The 18,242-nt window shown below is 59.5% G+C and carries 15 protein-coding genes; 4 read left to right on the top strand and 11 right to left on the bottom strand.

Annotated features, from left to right (window positions below; translation table 11 throughout):
- Window position 1: 1 nt before the first annotated feature.
- Genes pdxA through lptF form a run of 5 tightly spaced genes read right to left on the bottom strand, consistent with a single transcriptional unit; the run spans window position 2 to window position 6,554 of the window.
- Window positions 2–979, bottom strand: coding sequence for a 4-hydroxythreonine-4-phosphate dehydrogenase PdxA (pdxA, locus tag AB4K19_RS08125; protein ID WP_375227917.1), 978 nt, complete (start codon window positions 977–979; stop codon window positions 2–4).
- Window positions 976–2,196, bottom strand: coding sequence for a peptidylprolyl isomerase (locus tag AB4K19_RS08120; RefSeq protein ID WP_436399422.1), 1,221 nt, complete (start codon window positions 2,194–2,196; stop codon window positions 976–978). The genes pdxA and AB4K19_RS08120 overlap by 4 nt, the downstream gene beginning before the upstream one ends.
- Window positions 2,197–2,201: 5 nt before the next feature.
- Window positions 2,202–4,328: an LPS-assembly protein LptD gene (locus AB4K19_RS08115; protein WP_436399421.1), complete on the bottom strand. Its 2,127-nt coding sequence runs from the start codon at window positions 4,326–4,328 to the stop codon at window positions 2,202–2,204.
- Window positions 4,329–4,332: 4 nt separating this feature from the next.
- Complete coding sequence (lptG, locus tag AB4K19_RS08110) at window positions 4,333–5,430, bottom strand: LPS export ABC transporter permease LptG (RefSeq protein WP_375227913.1); 1,098 nt, start codon at window positions 5,428–5,430, stop codon at window positions 4,333–4,335.
- The gene (gene lptF, locus AB4K19_RS08105; protein WP_375227912.1) at window positions 5,427–6,554 is read right to left on the bottom strand and encodes an LPS export ABC transporter permease LptF; all 1,128 of its coding nucleotides are present in this window, start codon (window positions 6,552–6,554) and stop codon (window positions 5,427–5,429) included. Before lptF ends, lptG begins: the two co-directional genes overlap by 4 nt.
- Window positions 6,555–6,687: 133 nt before the next feature.
- On the opposite strand from lptF, the gene AB4K19_RS08100 reads away from it, so the two are divergent.
- Both AB4K19_RS08100 and AB4K19_RS08095 read left to right on the top strand, forming a co-directional pair.
- Entirely contained in the window at window positions 6,688–8,160 is a 1,473-nt protein-coding gene (locus AB4K19_RS08100) for a leucyl aminopeptidase (protein WP_375227911.1), read from the top strand.
- A gap of 4 nt (window positions 8,161–8,164) precedes the next feature.
- The gene (locus AB4K19_RS08095) at window positions 8,165–8,626 is read left to right on the top strand and encodes a DNA polymerase III subunit chi (RefSeq protein ID WP_375227910.1); all 462 of its coding nucleotides are present in this window, start codon (window positions 8,165–8,167) and stop codon (window positions 8,624–8,626) included.
- 3 nt (window positions 8,627–8,629) lie between these two features.
- Here the strand turns inward: AB4K19_RS08095 and AB4K19_RS08090 are convergent, their stop codons facing one another.
- Genes AB4K19_RS08090 through AB4K19_RS08080 form a run of 3 tightly spaced genes read right to left on the bottom strand, consistent with a single transcriptional unit; the run spans window position 8,630 to window position 11,813 of the window.
- Entirely contained in the window at window positions 8,630–9,211 is a 582-nt protein-coding gene (locus AB4K19_RS08090) for a retropepsin-like aspartic protease family protein (RefSeq protein ID WP_375227909.1), read from the bottom strand.
- Window positions 9,212–9,265: 54 nt separating this feature from the next.
- Complete coding sequence (locus AB4K19_RS08085; RefSeq protein WP_375227908.1) at window positions 9,266–9,898, bottom strand: MarC family protein; 633 nt, start codon at window positions 9,896–9,898, stop codon at window positions 9,266–9,268.
- 55 nt (window positions 9,899–9,953) lie between these two features.
- Window positions 9,954–11,813, bottom strand: coding sequence for an ABC-F family ATP-binding cassette domain-containing protein (locus tag AB4K19_RS08080; protein WP_436399420.1), 1,860 nt, complete (start codon window positions 11,811–11,813; stop codon window positions 9,954–9,956).
- A 131-nt stretch (window positions 11,814–11,944) separates the two neighbouring features.
- Between AB4K19_RS08080 and ndk the strand changes: the two genes are divergently transcribed.
- Window positions 11,945–12,367 (top strand): nucleoside-diphosphate kinase, encoded by a 423-nt coding sequence (gene ndk / locus AB4K19_RS08075; RefSeq protein ID WP_298835645.1) that lies wholly within the window; start codon window positions 11,945–11,947, stop codon window positions 12,365–12,367.
- A gap of 55 nt (window positions 12,368–12,422) precedes the next feature.
- Here the strand turns inward: ndk and AB4K19_RS08070 are convergent, their stop codons facing one another.
- From AB4K19_RS08070 to AB4K19_RS08060, 3 genes are all read right to left on the bottom strand, one after another.
- Window positions 12,423–12,758 carry a TfoX/Sxy family DNA transformation protein gene (locus tag AB4K19_RS08070; protein ID WP_375227907.1) on the bottom strand — a complete coding sequence of 112 codons (336 nt, stop codon included), beginning with the start codon at window positions 12,756–12,758 and terminating at the stop codon, window positions 12,423–12,425.
- A 275-nt stretch (window positions 12,759–13,033) separates the two neighbouring features.
- Window positions 13,034–13,981 (bottom strand): aldose epimerase family protein, encoded by a 948-nt coding sequence (locus tag AB4K19_RS08065; protein ID WP_375227906.1) that lies wholly within the window; start codon window positions 13,979–13,981, stop codon window positions 13,034–13,036.
- A 66-nt stretch (window positions 13,982–14,047) separates the two neighbouring features.
- Window positions 14,048–14,731, bottom strand: coding sequence for a hypothetical protein (locus tag AB4K19_RS08060; protein ID WP_375227905.1), 684 nt, complete (start codon window positions 14,729–14,731; stop codon window positions 14,048–14,050).
- A gap of 245 nt (window positions 14,732–14,976) precedes the next feature.
- Here AB4K19_RS08060 and AB4K19_RS08055 point away from each other — a divergent pair, with 245 nt between their 5' ends.
- Complete coding sequence (locus tag AB4K19_RS08055; RefSeq protein WP_375227904.1) at window positions 14,977–18,234, top strand: chemotaxis protein CheB; 3,258 nt, start codon at window positions 14,977–14,979, stop codon at window positions 18,232–18,234.
- Window positions 18,235–18,242: the final 8 nt, after the last annotated feature.

Genomic DNA, 18,242 nt, shown 5'->3' with positions numbered 1-18,242 from the left:
CTCAGAGGGCTCCGGCCATGCGTGCTGCGAGACGGACGGCTTCTGCCATGCTCAAAGGGTTGGCAATGCCTTTCCCGGCGATATCAAATGCGGTGCCATGATCCGGCGACGTGCGGATAAACGGCAGTCCGAGGGTGACGTTCACGCCCCGGTCAAAGTCCAGCGTCTTAATCGGGATCAGCGCCTGATCGTGATACATACAGATCGCAGCGTCGTAGCCCGCGCGGGCTGCTGCATGAAACATCGTATCTGCGGGCAGCGGGCCCGTGATCTGCATGCCCTCAGCGGCCATGTCCCGGATCAGAGGTGCGATCCAGTCGAGTTCTTCCTGTCCCATCGCACCGCCTTCGCCTGCGTGTGGATTGAGGCCGGCCACGGTAAGGCGCGGATCCGCAATACCGAACCTGTCGCGCAGATCCCGGTGGGTGATTTCCACTGTTTCGCGCAGCAACTCCGGCGTCAGTTCCCGTGGCACGTCCTGCAGGGCAATGTGGATCGTCACCGGAACAACGCGCAGCGCATCGGAGGCCAGCATCATCACCGCCCGTGTGTCCTGTCCGGCCAGCGCACCGAGGTATTCCGTGTGCCCGGGGTACTGAAAATCAGCCCCGTCAATCAGTGCTTTCTTGTGGATGGGGGCAGTGCAGAGTGCCGCGGCTTGTCCCGTTTTCACGAGATCAACGGCGCGCGCAATCACATCAATCACACCCTGTGCGTTCCGTGGGTCGGCCTCACCTTTGTCCGCAGTTCCGGCAAACCTGTGCGGCAGGACAGGCAGTGCTTCTGCACAAACCGCCCCGGCATGATCCGGCGTACTGATCTCCTGCCAATGTGTCCCGCCGGGCAGATGGCGGGGATCACCGATCCAGGCCATGGAAACAGTTTTCCGAAGCGCGGCCCAGGCGCCCACCGCAATTTCCGGGCCGATTCCTGCGGGCTCGCCGCAGGTGATCAGCACCGGCAATGGCCCGTCGGTCATGGTGTTTCGATACGGGCGTCAGCGCGCAGCTGTGCGAGGTAGCCCTCGGAGTAGTTGTTGAGTGTCCGCGACCGGATCGCTGCGGCGGCATCCTCACGTTCGACTTCCTCGTTCACGGCCGCTGTACGACCGCAGAGCATAAGGAAAACCAGCGTCTGGCCGTTATTGCGCGTCAGGGCCGTCGAAATCTCGCCCGGATCAAGTTTACTGAGCTCAATGGCGATGTCCTGCGGGATTTCTGCAGGCGGCAGGGCTTCGCGGACCAGAACTTCTTCGGGCTGCCCCTGGGCTGTTGCGAAAAGGTCGTCACAGCTGTCGGTTTCGGCACGCAGATCACTGGCAGCAGCCAGGCCGGCAGGTGAGAGACCGCCGGGGATATAGTAGGCGGCGTATTCAACGGACGCATAGGCGCGTTCTGCAGCTGATGTTTCCTGAATGTCGCGAAGCTGGAAGAGGGCCACGGCATCCGGAAGCGGCAGCGGATCAGTCACATCGCCGGGAGCGAGTGACAACAGAAGAGGCCGCAGTACAGGCGCGAGCTGCGCCAGAGGTTGCCAGGGCAGCTGGCCGCCTGACGTACGCGATGCCGTTGCAGAAAACCGGCGGGCATAGTCGGAGAACTCGGCCTCGGACTGGGACAGTGCAATCTCGCGGGCCAGTTCCTCAACCTCGGCGCGCCGGTCTGCGGGCGCGGGGATAATGATCTCCGAAACCAGCACACGGATACCGCCGGAGCTGGTGGAGGACGCGAGCGCGCGGTCGATCTCTTCTTCTGAAATCTGCAGACGGCGCCCAAAGCGCCCGGCGATCAGATCGCGCCACGTCAGACCGACGCTCAGGAACGACACCAGCGTCGCGCGGTCCACGCCGTTCTGTTCAAGCTGCGCTATGAACTCATCCGGTTCCAGGTTTGTACGCGCGGCAAACTCCGCAATTCCGGCTTCCAGACCTTCCGGGGTAAGGGTCAGTCCGGCGTCATCTGCGGCCTGCGCCCGCAGACGTTCGTCGATCAGCGTTTCGATTACCGCTTCACGGGAACTGCCGGGTGCGTTCAGCAGCGTCAGAAAGCGCTGCCGCTGTTCCACCTCGTATTCCGTCACAACGTCGTCATTGACGAAAACCACCGGGTCAAACAGGCCCTGTGCGGCCACCGGCGCGGCGCTGAAGGTGGCTACGGCCAGTGCCGCAGCGGTTCCCAGACGTTTTATGATGCTCATTTTGCCTAGCTTTTGCATGTTCTTGCGTATGTATCTGTGCCTTTGCGTGCCGAGAAGCCACGCAGGCCGATGTTAAACCCCAGACTGGTCGAAGGCTCAAGGCTTGTCGAGGTTGTAAAGCGGCGCGCGGCCGAGACATCCACCGTCACGCATTCATTGCTGTAGTTGAACCCGATTCCGACAGTGGTCGCCCGGTTGTCAGTCAGGTCATACCGCCAGTCCGCATTTGCCGTCCAGTGCCGGTCCACCCTGTAAGAGCCGTCGAGCGAGATCTCAGATACGTCGTCTGCGGAGGAAATATCCGCATCTTCCACAAGCCACAGGTACATTCCGGTGACGCTCGTGCGTGCGTTGCTGTACTGTCCGCGGATCTCGGCCTTTGTGAAGTCGAAACTGTCGCTGAAGAGGGTTCGGGCTGTGATGGCCCAACCGGTACGCGTTTTCATTTGTCCTGCCAGCAGGAAATCAGATGTCCCGCCCGTCAGACCGGAAGATTCTGAAAAGCTGTCATCTGCCATGTTCCGGAAAACCTGCCCCAGTGTCAGCGATGTCTCCAGCCCCTCCGGATCAGACCGCGCCCAGTTGATCCCGTAGGCGCCGACCGTGCCCCTTTCGCGCCGGTCGGGTGCCGGAAACCGCGAAAGTGACAGCAGGTTACCTGCGTCAAACTCAACCCGTGTGCTTTCTTCGTTGGGGATGTCCAGCCGGTCGCCACCTGTCCAGCCGATCTGGGCGACCGGCTCCAGAAAGTGCGTGACGCCTTCCGCGGATTGACGCGCCATCGGATAGCGGAATGCGATGGCGCCACCCGGGGTCAGCTGGGTCTGGTTCTGGTTCGTGGTGCTGTCCTGGGTGATGTTGAAGATGTCTCCGGCGAGGGTCAGCGTCGTTTCAGTGCGCAGGCCACCAGGCAGTGTCCAGCCCCGCAGCCAAGAGGCATCGACATTAAAGCGGGAAACATCGCGCCCGACAATATCGTCGTCAGAATAGCGGTAATGGCTGTGTGCTTTGGCATTCAGCCGGAATTCGCCCCCCGTGAGCGAAGGAAAGAAACGCTTTTCATAAACCCCGTCCGCCACAATGGTCGGCAGTGTCGAGTTATCATCCTCGTCCCGCAGTGACCTGAAGGCAATGAGGCTGCCTGAGATGAATTCATCCCGACGCGCCCGCTGCACATTGAGCTCGCTGTCGAGCCGGTCTTTGTCCGAGAAATCGTAGTCTTTGAGATACGCGTCATCACTGGTCGTTTCGATGTCAAAGGTCAGCCGGAAATCGTTCTGGAGTTCAAAGGCACCGAATCCGAAGACATACCCACGCGTGTCGCCGGGGCGTTCGTCATCGCGGCTGATCGCCGTGTTGAACTCGATACGTCCGTTCACAAAAGCCTGACGGTACCGCAGCTCGAGGGTGCGTGTCCGGGATGAGATGTAGGGCGTTACAGTGACGTCGCGATGGTCGTCAATGACGATAAAATAGGGAACCTTGATGCCTGTCGCGAGTTCCGACGTCGTGCGCAGGGACGGGATCAGAAAACCGGTTGCACGCTCAAGTGTGGGATCCGGCAGGCGCAGGCGCGGAAGATAGGCAATCGTCGTATTGCGGATCATGAACTGTGCCTGATCGAAATAAAGCTGCCGTTCTTCGCGGTCATGGATGACGCGTTTGGCGCGGATCTGCCAGAGAGGAGGCTTGCCGTCTTCGCAGACCTGACACGAGGTCACCGCTGTTTTGTAAAGCTGGTCATAACGGGGACTGACCCGCTGCAATTGAACGGCTGCGAGCTGAAGCTGCTGGCTCAGCACCAGACGTGCGCCCTTCAGAAGACCGGCCTGCAGCCTGCTGTCCAGTTCGGCGGCTGATGCCAGAATGGTGCTCTGACCTCCGTCTGTCAGAACAATGGGGCCCTGCACCGTCAGAGCACCGGTGCTGCGGTCATAGCGGATTTCCTGGGCGGTCATGCGCGACGTGCCCTGAAACGCTTCTACGTTTCCCCGCGCGACCAGCACGCGGTCCTGACTGATAAAAAGTTCATCCGCGATCAGAACCGCAGGTTTCTGTCCGTCACCGGCATCCTGCGCGGCGAGTATCGCCGGCGCCAGAACCAAAAGCAGTAGAGTCAGAATCAGTCGCATCAGATCAGCCGTCCTCCGCATGAAGCAGGAGGCCAAGCGCCAGCAGAACAGAGGCAGCAGGTGGGGCCCAGGCCGCAAGATATACCGGTATCTGACCGTTTTCCCCGAGGATCTGCGCAAAACTGCGGATGAAATACAAACTGAACCCCAACAATACAGCAGCCAGCACCGCCATACCGGTGCCCCCGAAACGGGTATGGCGCATGGTAAACGCGCTCGCAACAAGAACCATCGACATCAGGAACAGCGGGCGTGCGAGTTCGGACTGAAACCAGACCCTGTGCTGACGCGACGAAAAACCCGCCTGATCCAGCTGGTCTATGAAATCAGGCAGTTCCCAGATCGAAATCGAGCCCGGCCTGCCAAAGCTCTCGCGGATGCGTTCAAGGGTCAGCGTGGATGGTACCTCAAGCCGTTCGTGGACCTGCGCGTTTGCTTCGGGATTCTGGCCCTCCTGCAGTGGCCATTCCTTGGCATTCTTCAGCACCCACCCCCCGGGCTCCAGCGCGGCGCTTTCGGCTCCGATCCGCCGGACCGGGTTACCGCCCGGCGCGTATTCCATGAACATCACATCATAAAGAACTGACGCATCTTTGTTTGAGCGCCACGCGCGGATGACTGTCTGCCCCGTTTCGCTGCCCTGTCGCAGCCACAGGCCTTCGCGCGAGATGGACAGGGTTGAAGCGCCTCCCGAGCGGTAACTTTCCGTGAGCTGGCTGTATCTGGCCGAAGTGCCAGCCACAATCGGGTTCAGCATGGTCACAGCAAGTCCGCCAATGATGACTGCCACAACAACAGGTGCGATCAGCGTCCGCAGCGCAGATCGCCCGGCAGCCCGGGCGGCGACAAGTTCAGACGTCCGTGCGAGACCAACAAACAGGACGACGGTCGCCAGAATCATAATGAGCGGCAGGATCTGATTGATGGTTTCAGGCACATTCAGAAGCGTCAGCCCCAGGATCTGAGCAAAACTGATTCCGAAATCGCCAAATTTGCGGGTCTGGTCCACAAGGTCGACAAGCGCCACGAGCGCAAAAAGAACCACCGTGATCACAAGGATGCTCATGGCAAACCGGCGTGCAAAGTAAAAGTGCAGAATCACGCCACGGCCTCCTTTGCAGTACGCCGGCGCCGTTTGGGGCGGGCGGCAATCCAGAGCATGCTCAGAGCTACCAGTGCACCGGTTAGCACGGGAAGGTAGAGTATCGGCCAGAGCCGCGCGTCGTCCCGGACGGGGTCTACGAGTGTACTGCGCACGCCATCAATCAGGACCAGCAGGCCAAAGGCGAGACAAGCCTCGCGCCAGACGCCGAACCGTGAATACCCGCCAATGAGCAGGGTCGTGAACCCGATCAGTGCTGCGACGATGCAGAACAATGGTTCAGCAAACCGTGCATGGAATTCTTCTGCGAGAGTGCCTTCCGGCTGGCCTGTTCTTTCTGAAAGCTCCTCACGCGGTGTCAGAAGCTGTGGTGTTGTCATAGTACGCGCACGCACCGTGACACGCGTGTCGTTCCGTACCAGCGATGAGATGTCAAAAGAGAAATCCCGGAAATTCGCGATAGACAGCCGGTTGCGGAACGTCCCCAGACGCTGGGCCATGCCATCCACCATAATCAGCGTTGTACCGGTCCCGTTTCTGATCAGATAGGCTTCGGTGGCCGTGTAAATGACGCCTTCGGTGGGATCACGCCGGTCCGACAGGAACACGTCGCGCAGTACACCATCGGCATCAATCTCGCGGGTGTAAAAGGTCACCCCTGCCGAAGGGTTCAGGAAGGTTCCTTCGGTCAGAAGACGGGCGGTCGCGTTTTGTGATATTTCTGCTTCGCGCTCGTCCAGCTGTTGCTGTGCCAGTGGCACCAGAAAATGCTGCAGAACGGATGCCATCATAAAGACAATCACACCAAAGACGAGGACCGGGCGGGCCAGCCGGAACGGCCCAGATCCTGTGGCCTGCATAACGGTCAGTTCGCTCTCGTTATTCAGACGGTTGGTCACGTACACAGCCGCACAGAAGGTCGCGATGGGCAGAACTGTTGTAATGAGTTTTGGCAGGCCGAGCGCGGTGAACTCAAGAAACACAAGGGCAGACTGTCCATCACTGATCAGGCGGTCAAACAGCACCACGGCGCGGTTGATCCAGAAAACAGCGACCAGCACCAGTGCGAAAAATCCAAACAGCAGCAGCAGTTGCGACAGCACATATCTGTCAATTCTGACCAAGCTGTCCCCCTTCAGTCACTTCGGCGCCGTCGCGGCCAGACTAGACCAATCAGACGGGGTATAAAACTGCTATCTGGTCAACCGAAGCGCAGCGCGCTAGGTCGAAGGCAGGACATCATGAAAGGACGCATCCATGACCCAGCCAACGCCCGTCAGTTTTTCCGCTCATGACATTGAGCGCTTCGCGGAACATGCAGGCCGGATCGCGGTCATTGTCGATGCCGAAGGGCGTCTGGACGTTGCGGGCCGCCGGGTTAACCGGCTGTGCAAAGGGGCGCTGAAACGGGCGCTGGAGGCGCAGTCTGAGGACGGGCTGAAAGAGGGCAGTGTTCTGACGCTGGCCTGGCCTGCGGGCATGGCGGCCCGGGCGGTCGACGTTGTGTGTCTGCCGCGGAATGCCTCGGAAACGCTGGCGCGCCGGGCAGGCGGTGCGCTTGGCAAACTGCGGGGCAGGGCGGATCTGCTTATCGCCTCCGGGCGGCTGCGCCGTGTTGGTCATCTGGTGTCCGGTGTTCTGCTGCGCGACTACAGCTTTGACGATCATAAAACCTCTGCCACGGCGCCGGCTGGCAGTGTTGAGGTGATGTGCAGCGATCCCGAAACGACGGCCGCCGCCGCGGCCCCGCATATCGCCGTTGCCGAAGGGTGCTTTTTCTCACGCGACCTGGTCAATGAGCCTGCGAATGTGCTGACGACGACGGAATTCGCGGACCGCCTCGAGCAGATGGAAAGTCTTGGTCTGCAGGTTGAAGTCCTGGACGAGGAACAACTCGAGGAACTGGGTATGCGTACGCTGCTGGCGGTCGGACAGGGCTCGGACAGCCCCTCCAAGGTGGTGGTGATGCAGTGGAATGGCGGCGCTGAAGGCGAGGCACCGCTGGCGCTTGTCGGCAAGGGCGTCGTTTTTGACACCGGTGGCATCAGCCTGAAACCGGCAGCTGGCATGGAAGACATGACCATGGACATGGGTGGGGCAGGCACTGTGGCCGGGGTCATGCGTGCCCTTGCCTTGCGCAAAGCCAAAGCGAATGTCGTGGGCCTGGTGGGGCTGGTCGAGAATATGCCGTCAGGCTCTGCGATCCGTCCGGGAGATGTCGTCAAATCGATGAAGGGCGATACCGTGGAAATCCTCAATACGGATGCTGAGGGGCGCCTCGTTCTGTGTGACGTTATGTGGTACGCGCAGGAACGGTTTGAACCTGCGGGTATGATTGATCTGGCAACGCTCACCGGCGCGATCATTATTGGTCTTGGGCACGAGAATGCGGGTGTCTTTTCCAACCACGATGATTTCTGCAAATCCTTCCTGCGCGCGGCCGATGATGAAAACGAAGGGGCATGGCGCATGCCGTTGGGGCAGGCCTATGATGACATGCTGAAATCGCCGGTGGCTGATATGAAAAACATCGGTGGCCGTCCGGGCGGCTCGATCACCGCTGCCCAGTATCTGCAGCGGTTTGTGCGTGATGACATGCCCTGGATTCATCTGGACATTGCCGGGGTCGCCTCGCTGAAATCAGAGACGCCCCTCGCGCCCAAAGGGGCAACGGGCTGGGGGGTGCGCGCGCTCGACCGGCTGATTGCGGATAACTACGAAACGGAGTGATCCTTTGGGCACGGCGATGTTCTACCATCTGACCCGGCATCCGCTGGAACAGACGCTGGCCATGCTGCTCGACAAGGCGGGGCAGGCAGGATGGCGCGTTTTGGTGCGGGGAACCGAATTTTCGCGGATGGACTGGCTTGATCAGCAGCTGTGGCTGACCCCGGCGGATGGGTTCCTGCCGCATGGGCTGGCGGGGGGAGCGCATGACGCTCAGCAGCCCGTCCTGCTGTCGGCCGGAACAGAGCCCGCAGCAAACGGTGCGGATTGCGTGATGATCGTCGATGGTGCGCCGGTCACACCGGACGAAGTGAATGCTCTTGCCCGGGTCTGCGTCCTGTTTGACGGCAACGATCCTGCTGCTGTGGATACAGCGCGCGGCCAGTGGAAGGCGCTGAAGGATGCCGGTGTGACGGCACAATACTGGTCCGAGGAATCAGGGCGATGGGAGAAGAAGGCGGAGACCTGAGCGTCATCGCGTCAGCGTCAGTTCCCCACCGGAGATTTCGATGCTGCCCCAGCGCTGGAGGTAGTTCATACCCAGCAGGGATTGTGACATTTCTCCGCCGTTCACGACAGCTGGTAGATTTGTGTCGGTGACCGAGCCCAGCGTGACGCTGTCCAGCCGGACCGCCGCTGTTTCCACCATACCATTGGCGGTCATCGCCCGACCGGAATAGATCAGGGTCTCCGGATCAAGACCAATGGCTTCAGCATCACGCCGTGTCAGCACCATATCCGTGGCGCCGGTGTCGATCACAAAATCGACCGGCGTGTCATTCACAACCGCGCGCAGGTAATAATGCCCGTCGGCGTGGCGTGGCACGACGGTCTGTCCTGTGTCGGCATAGCTGGTCTGGCGTGGCATGACCGTATTGCTGATGTCGTCCCAGAGGCCGTAAGCCGCGATGGCGCCAAGAAAGATCAGCGCCCAGACGGCCGCTGCCTGGAACGTTTTGTTCATGGAGGCCCGGTTCTGTGCGACAAACCAGCTGATGACCATCAGACCAAGGATGATCAGGTAAATCAGGCTGCCGACGTCGTTTCCGGTCACGGATGCTCTCCTGTGCTGTGTCTGACCTTTATATAGGCGCGCGCTGGCAGGATTTCAGCCTGTGCCCGGGCCAAACCCGAAGGCGGCGAGGCCATCAAGCACGAACTGCACGGAGAGGGCGGCCAGCAGCATGCCCAGCAGACGTGTCACCACAGTGATCCCGGTGCGCCCGAGCGCCCGTTCGATGATGCCGCTGGCAAAAAAGAACCCCAGCACGATCAGCAGCACGGCTCCGGTTACTCCGAGCACCATGATCGTGCCCTCAATCCCCGGACGCTGGCCCATGAGCAGGATCACAGAAGCAATGGCGCCGGGCCCCGCAATCAGAGGGATCGCCAGCGGAAAGACGGAGGGGTCATCGTGGTCATCTTCTTCGGACTGGTCTTCGCGGCGTTTTGTGCGCCGCTCAAACAACATGTCGAGCGCCGTCAGAAACAGCAGGACACCACCCGCGACCCGGAAGGCGGGCATGGAGATGCCGATAAAGCTCAGGAGTGCTTCCCCGAAGGCCGCGAAGGCCAGCAGAATGAGAACGCCGGTCAGCGTGGCCCGTACCGCAATCCGGCGCCGGGCCTGATCGGACATTCCTTGCGTCAGGGCGACGAACAGCGGTGCCAGACCGATGGGATCAATCACCACAAACATGGTGACAAAGGCTGTGATCAAAAATGCACTGTCGATGATCATGTCAGCCCGCCGGGGCGCTGCCCCGGACCCCGGGATATTTTCCGCCAGAAGAAGTTCATTGCGTCTGCGCCTTTTCAAGGCGGTCCAGCGCCGTCATCCAGAGAGTTTCGGCGCGTTCCAGTGCCTGCATGACTTCCGCGTATTTTTTGTTCCAGACTTCCAGCTCGCCGCCCTTGGCGTCCTCATAGAGTGCCGGGTCCGCGAGTTTTGTGGCCAGGCGGTCGCGCATATCGTTGAGCTTTTCGACGCGTTCCTCGGATTTCCGCACGTCAGATTTCATGGCGAGGATTTCGTCCCGGCTGGCGCGTTTTGCTTTCGGCTGTGGTTTGGGGGCGCTGGATTTGCTGACCGGTCTGGCGGGTGTCAGCAGCATCTGCCGGTAGGCTTCGAGGTCGTCCTCGTAGGGTTTGACAGTGCCGTCAGAGACCAGCCACAGGCGGTCTGCAACCATGCTCAGCAAATGCATGTCGTGGCTGACAAGGATCACCGCGCCGGAATAGCCAGTGAGCGCCTCGACCAGGGCCTCGCGGCTTTCGATGTCCAGGTGGTTGGTTGGTTCGTCAAGGATCAGCAGGTGTGGCGCGTCCAGCGTGGCCAGCAACAGCGACAGGCGCGCTTTCTGCCCACCTGAGAGCCGACCGACTTCGGTATCCGCCTGATCCGCTCCCAGCCCGAAACCTGCAAGCTGGGCGCGCAGTTTTGAATGCAGCACGCCCGGACGGGCGGAGATTATATGCTGCAAAGGCGTCTCATTGGCGTTCAGCTCGTCCACCTGATGCTGTGCAAAGAAACCGATACGCAGTTTGCCCGAGCGCACTTCCTTGCCGCCCATCAGTTTCAGCCGGTTGCTGAGCAGTTTGGACAGGGTGGATTTGCCCTGACCATTCTTGCCCAGCAGCGCGATGCGGTCATCCTGGTCGATGCGCAGGTTCAGGCGACTGAGAACGGGTGTGTCGGTATATCCCACAGCACCCCCTTCGATGGAGATGATCGGTGGCGAGAGCTCTTCGGGTTCCGGGAAGGTGAAAACACGTTTTGCCGCCTGTTCAGGCGAAGCGATCATGTCCATTTTTTCGATCATTTTCAGGCGGGACTGGGCCTGTTTGGCCTTGGATGCCTTTGCCTTGAAGCGGTCCACAAACGCCTGCATGTGGTCGCGCCGGGCCTGTTGTTTCTTGGCTATGGCGGCCTGAACGGCGCGCTGCTCCGCGCGCTGGCGGGCGAACTGGTCATAAGGGCCCTGGTAGTAGGTGAGTTTGCGGTCTTCGAGATGCAGAATGGCCCCGACCGCACGGTTCAGCAGGCCACGGTCGTGGCTGATAATGATCACTGTGTGCGGGTATTTCGCCAGATAGGCTTCAAGCCAGAGCGCGCCTTCCAGATCCAGGTAGTTGGTCGGTTCGTCCAGTAAGAGAAGGTCGGGCTGGGCAAAAAGCACAGCAGCCAGGGCCACCCGCATGCGCCAGCCGCCCGAAAAATCGGAGCAGGGCATCTGCTGTTCGGCGTCATCAAAGCCGAGGCCTTTGAGAATAGCCGCGGCGCGACCCTCAGCGGACCAGGCATCGATGTCAGCAAGCCGTGTCTGAACTTCGGAGATCCGCGCGGGGTCAGTGGTGGTCTCCGCTTCCCGCAGCAGTTCGGTACGTTCGGTGTCTGCCTGCAGAACGGTGTCAATCAGCGAGGTGGACGAGGATGGAACCTCCTGTGCCACACCACCGATTTTAGCGCGTGACGGCAGAGAGATGGCGCCACCGTCCAAAGCCAGTTCGCCCCGGATCAGGCGGAACAGGGTGGTCTTGCCGGCACCATTGCGGCCGACCAGCCCGACCTTGTGACCATCAGGGATCACACAGCCTGCTTCCTCAAAAAGCGGGCGGCCGGCAACCGAATAGCTTATGTCCGAAATACGTAGCATGGGCGCGGTGTGACGCATCCACCGGGCGGCGTCAATCTCGGCTTTTCTTACAGCAGGACCCGTGTTAGGTGAGCCGCGAAATTCACATCGCCGGGGCGCGTTGCCGCGGCTGAACAACCCGGAGAACCCCAATGGCTCTTGAGCGCACATTCTCGATCATCAAACCCGATGCAACCCGCCGCAACCTGACAGGCAAGATCAATGCCAAGTTCGAGGACGCAGGCCTGCGCATCGTCGCGCAAAAGCGCATTCACATGACTAAGGAACAGGCAGGTGTATTTTACGCCGTACACGCCGAACGCCCGTTCTATGACGAACTGTGCGAATTCATGGCATCGGCACCGGTTGTGGTGCAGGTTCTCGAAGGCGAAGGGGCTATTGCAAAGAACCGCGAAGTCATGGGCGCAACCAATCCTGCGGATGCGGCGCCGGGCACAATCCGCGCTGAGTTTGCTGAAAGCGTTGGCGAGAATTCCGTACACGGTTCCGACGCGCCGGAAACAGCCGCTGTCGAAATCGCATACTTCTTTTCCGGTATGGAACTCGTCGGCTGATAAGCCAGACATCACAGAATTGGGAAGGGGCCGGTCAGACCGGCCCTTTTTTGTTTCAGGTCTGGCCCGCTTTACGGATGCCGATCTGGTTCATCATCTGCTCAAATGCATCGAGATCCTGATCAAAGGCTTTTGCCTTGATTGCATCAAAGCGTTTGCGCAGCGCTTTCTTTTCTTCGCCACGGCAATCGTTCCAGGGTCTGTTCTGAAGCCCCATGACCAGTACATAATATCCGATAAAATGCGGTCGTGTGCCGTTCTGCAGCAACCGGGTGTAGGTCTCGTCGGGGCCCAGGGCGCGCAGTTCATCCGCAGAATGTATGCCCGCAGCGGCGCAGGCAGTCTCCATGGCGGGGCCCAGATTCCGGATGGCGGATACAGGTTCGGTCATACCTCGCAGGATACGACTTGTGCGCGGGTACTGCCAGTGGATTCAGGCCTCAGAGGCTGGCGTAATCGGTAATCACCGGCTGTGGTGCTGCAGGTGCGGATTGTTTGGCGCCTGCACCGGATGGTGCGGGAGAGGGGGCTGGAGCTTTCACAGGTTGCTCTGACATGACCGGTTCCTTTGCGGGTAAAAAATTACTCGTTACGCCACACAACATGCAGGATATTTCTGCCGGTCGCAGGGCGTCTGGATGACCGGAACATGACATTTTCAGACAATCAGACCGAAAACCGGTACCGGGTGATTTGGCGGTATTGCTGCCCGCGGCGCAGCACTATGCTTGGGAAATCAGGATGGTTCGGGGCATCCGGCCATCCCTGTGGTTCCAGCGCCACGCCCGCAAAAGGGGCAAGAGTGCGGCCATCATGCAGTGTCAGTGAGGACAGTGGCAAACCGCTGCCATTATAAATCTGCAGGCCCGGCTCGGTGGTGTCGATTGTCATACTGACCCCCGTCGACCCGGTCAGAACTGCCGCCGTTACAGGCGAGTCGCGGCGGTTTTCTGAGAGACAGATACTGGCGTCCAGAGACTGACTGACAGGAATGGGGCGGGGTTTCCGGAAATCGTATGGGCTGCCTGCGACAGGGACCCGAACCCCGTTCGGCAGTGTGTCCGCATCTGTCGGGAGGTACTCTGTCGCGTGAACTTTCAGAGTATGGCCGGACACATCTTCTGAATCGTCGAGGTTCCAGTAGGGGTGGTGCGCCAGATTGATCAGTGTGTCTGCATCCGTTGTGGCGGAGAGGATCACATTCAGGCACATGGGGTCATTCAGTGCATACTGTACCTGAAACGTCCGGTTTCCGGGCAGGCCGCCTTCGCCCTGTGCGCGTTTTGTGTGCAGCGTAACGGTGTCTGTGGTCTGGTCGCTCACTTCCCACATATCCCTGTGCAGGCCGTCCGGGCCGCCGTGCAGGGTGTGGTTGCCATCATTGGCGGGCAGGGTCAGAATCTGCCTGTCGAGCTTTGCCCGTGCATTCCTGAGACGGTTGGCAACCGGGCCGACCACCGCGCCTGCATAGGTCAGTTCATTGTCATACCCAGCGCCATTTTCCGTTCCCAGTACAAGGGAATGGGCTGCAGTCCCCCTCAGCCAGAGGCCGGCCAGCGTTGCGCCCACCGGAAATACCTGAACGCGCAGTGAGTCGTTGTGAAGAAAGATCATGGGCGGCTCCGGTCTCGGTCTCCGACATCTTCTGCCACGGGACCGGAGCCGCGCCAAGGGTGACCGCTACCGTTGCCCGGGCAGCAGTCTGACAGAGGCGGGAACCTCTGAGCTCAGGTGCGCAAGCGTCGGGTCTGACATGCCGCGCCCCGCGTTAAAGATGAACCGTTTGAGAAGTTCGGTCTGAAATTCGAATTCGCGGGCCCTGGCGACAATCTCGGGTGCCGGTTCGGCCAGACCATCGGCCAGTGCGAACTCCATTTCACGGCACAGATTGAGCATCGGCATACAGATGTCGGACAGAACACTTGTGGCCAGCCGCTCTGCGTGACTGGCGTATTCTTCCTGAAAGCCGATATCGCGCAGAAAGGCGTTTCCGAGCGACCCCATGAACTCCTTGAACCGCAGGATAGCACTGCGGAGCCCGTCACGTGTCTCCATGATCATCAGATGAACGCCCGACAGCGCGAGGCCCGGAAGCTCGACCAGAAATTCCGGCAGCGACACAACGTGCGCTCCTTCATCGGGGACTTTTTCAAGGCTGTCACGGACCGCCCGGTCCAGCACGGAAACAAGCACACCGCTGATGTCCTGTTCGCCGCTGAAAGAGATCCGGTTCCGGAAACCGCGGGCCACGACTTCGCAGGAGCGGATAACAATGCCCGCCTGTTCGCTCAAAACAAGGTTCAGCGTCATTGTACGCTCTGAAAGCACGGAGGGCATTGCGGCTGGCTGTGTCATATCGGTCATTGGAATTACACTATCTATAAAACTATTGTGATCAGATTGCCTGATGCGGCTGCGAATTTGGTAAACGCACCGTACGGTGCCTGTTGCGCGCCGCGTTCTGCCCGGATATCTCACGGAAAATCGTAATAAATCGGTAGATTTACCCGATCAGACGCAACTAAGGGTTGCCAAGTGCGGTCCCCGGGTGAGACATCTGGAGGAACGCCGGACGCAGGGTCGGACTAAACACATCAGGGGGGCTGAGTGTGAGCACATCAGAAACAAGTGATCTGACGATCATCGGGATCGGTTCTTCGGCAGGTGGTCTTGAGGCGATCCGGGAACTCGTCTCTACGCTGCCCACAGATATGAGCGTGGCCTATGTGGTCGTCCAGCACATGTCGCCACACCACAAAAGTCTGATGACCGAACTTGTCGCACGACAGACCGCGCTGAGCGTGGTTGATGTCACTGACGGTATGGTGCCCCAGCCAAACGTCATCTACGTGACGCCCCCCAAAACAGACGTGGTCTATGATGAAGGCAAGCTGTTTCTGGTGGAGCCCAGCACTGAAGTCGCCTCGCCGAAGCCGTCGGTCGACCGTTTCCTGCTGAGCCTCGCGGACGGGCATGGTGAGAAATCCATGGCGATCATCCTGTCCGGGACCGGCACGGATGGGGCGTATGGTGTGCAGGCGATCCGTGAGGCAGGTGGCATCACCATCGCGCAGGACACAGAAAGCGCGAAATACGATGGCATGCCCATGGCTGCGATGCAGACCGGCTGTGTGGACCTCGTGCTGCGTCCGTTTGAGATCGGCACCCATCTGCAGAAAATCCTGACATCGCCCCGCGATTTCGATGCCTTCCGCCAGGAGAAATCGGAAAAGAGCCCGTCCTCTGATCTGCTGCAGATTCTTCTGGCCCGCACGCGCGTGGACTTCCGCGAGTATAAACAGACGACGATCAACCGGCGGATTGAACGCCGTATGATTGCCCTCGGGATTGAAAGCCACGAGGAATACACGCAGTTCTGCCGGGTCAATCCGAATGCGGTGGATGCGCTGTTCAAGGACCTGCTGATTTCCGTAACGCGTTTTTTCCGGGACAAATCCGAATTCGAACAGCTGCGGGACATGCTGCCCGCACTTCTGAAAAAGAAAAGCCACGGGCCGCTGCGGGTCTGGATCGCCGGGTGTGCGACGGGTGAGGAAGCCTATTCCATTGCCATCCTGCTGTGCGAAGCGCTCGGTGGAGCCAAGGTCCCGCTGAAAGACCACGTCCAGATTTTTGCGACAGACATCGACAAAGATGCGCTGGATGTGGCCCGCAAGGGGATTTACGGCCTGGCCGCACTGAACGACATCCCCAAAACACTCGCCGACCGCTATTTCATTCAGCAGAACGACGGCATCCGGGTCATCGACACGCTCAGGTCGGCCATTCTGTTTTCCGATCACAACGTCTGTCAGGATCCGCCCTTCCAGAAGGTCGATCTGCTGTGCTGCCGCAATCTTCTGATCTATTTCGGCAATGCGCTCCAGCACAAGGTGATGTCACGTTTCCACTATGCCATGACAGAGAGCTCCCTGATGTTCCTCGGGACCGCGGAAAGCGTGGCAGGTTCCGACGAGATGTTTGTTCAGGATAGCAATTCGGCCCATATTTACCGCCGACGGTCTATCCGGCGGGCCGACACAACACCCTTTTCAACGAACAGAACCGTGCCGCAGTCCCGCGCGGTCAATCCGGTCCAGCCTTCGGTGCCGACAGGCGATTCCACTGACCGGCAGATGTTCGAGGCTCTTGCGCTGTCGCTCGGCAAAAATTCCATGCTGGTGACCGACGAATATTCGATTGTGCGTGTCTATGGAAACGTCAGCAACTTTATTGAGGTGAGTGAGGCATCGAACCTGAAGATGCACATCGACCTGCTCCGGCGACCTTTCCGCGAAGAGGCGCGCAGCCTTGTGACACTGGCGCTCAAAAACGGCGAGACACGTTCCGGTGTGCGGCACCTTCTGGCGGAGGATGACGAAGAGGAAGTCCGTCTGGATGTTTACCCGATCATCGCGCGGGACATCAACGAACGTGCGGCACTGGTGGTTTTCAACGAGGTGCAGGTTGACCGCGCCAAAGGGGCCACCAGCCAGCAGGCCGATCAGGGCGATGATTTTGAACACGACCGTATCCGGCTGCTTGAAGATGAAGTGGCCACGACACGCGAAGCGCTTCAGCAGACCATCGAAGAGCTTGAAACCTCGAACGAGGAACTGCAGTCGCTGAACGAAGAGCTTCAGTCCACCAACGAGGAGCTGCAGGCAACGAACGAAGAGCTTGAAACCTCAAATGAGGAGCTGCAGTCCACCAACGAGGAACTGATCACCGTCAACGAAGAATTGCAGGTGACAGCGGCTGAACTCAGTGGTCGTACCGGCGAGCTAATGTCCGTGCTGGAAACCGCCCCATTGTCGATCATGGTGCTCGATACAGCGCTGCAGATCAGCCAGGCCACGAATGCGGCAACCGATATGTTCGGTCTGACGCGCCCGGTGTCGAACCCGCATATCAGCCAGTGTGTGGTGCCGAACGGCTTCCCGACGCTTGCACCGATCTGCAACGAAACGCTCAAGCTGGGTGAACCGATCTCGCGTGAATTCACATCGCGCGGCTCCCGGTTCAAACTGACCTGTTCCCCATTCTTTGACATGCGCGGCCAGATGAAGGGTGTGACCATGGTTGTGTCCGAGTTCCCGGGCCTTGCACAGGAGCTTGACCTGATCCTTGATCACGCGGAAATTTATATGATGAACCGGTCGACAGACGGTACTGTACTGCGGATCAGCCAGAAATCGGCGGCCCTGCTAGGAACCACCCGCGCGGATGCTGAAGGTGCCGTGTTTAAGGAAATCGCACCCAAAGAGATCGCAGAAGCTGTTGCCGAACGTGACAATCTGCTGCTCGACAGCACCACAGGCCGGATTGAACACGTTGATCACCTGCCGGGACCGGATGGCGAGGGAGAGATCTGGATGAAGACGGAGAATTTTGTCTTCGCCGATCCGTCTGTTCCGAATTCCTCGATCTACTCTGTCGGAACGGACATTACGGATGTTGTGGGTTCTCGTATCGAGGCGGAAGACGCGGTTGCGCAGCTCCTTCTGCTGCAGGATCTTGCTGGCGTCGGGTACTGGTCCGTGAATTTGGTGGATAACACGTTGCACTGGTCTGACGAGGTCTACCGCATTCATGGCGAAGACCGGGAGAAGTTCACTCCGGATCTCGAAACGGGCATTAACTTCTATCATCCGGATGATCAGGAAAAGGTGCGCAGCGAGGTTGACCGGATCAGCAGGGATGGCGGAAATTTCCGTTTTCAGCTGCGTATCGTGACAAAGGACGGCAGAACGGTGCCGATCGAATCCTTTGGTCTCGCGCGGGCCGATGCCAGTGGTGAGGTTCACAAGCTCATTGGTGTGTTCCGTGCTCTGCCGGACAACGAGGCCAGTGAAGCGGCAGAATAAACCTGTGG

Source organism: Roseobacter phycocola, from assembly GCF_042055075.2.
GTDB lineage: Bacteria > Pseudomonadota > Alphaproteobacteria > Rhodobacterales > Rhodobacteraceae > Roseobacter.
Note: the sequence above shows the minus strand (reverse complement) of the source record. Positions and strands in the feature narration are given on the sequence as shown.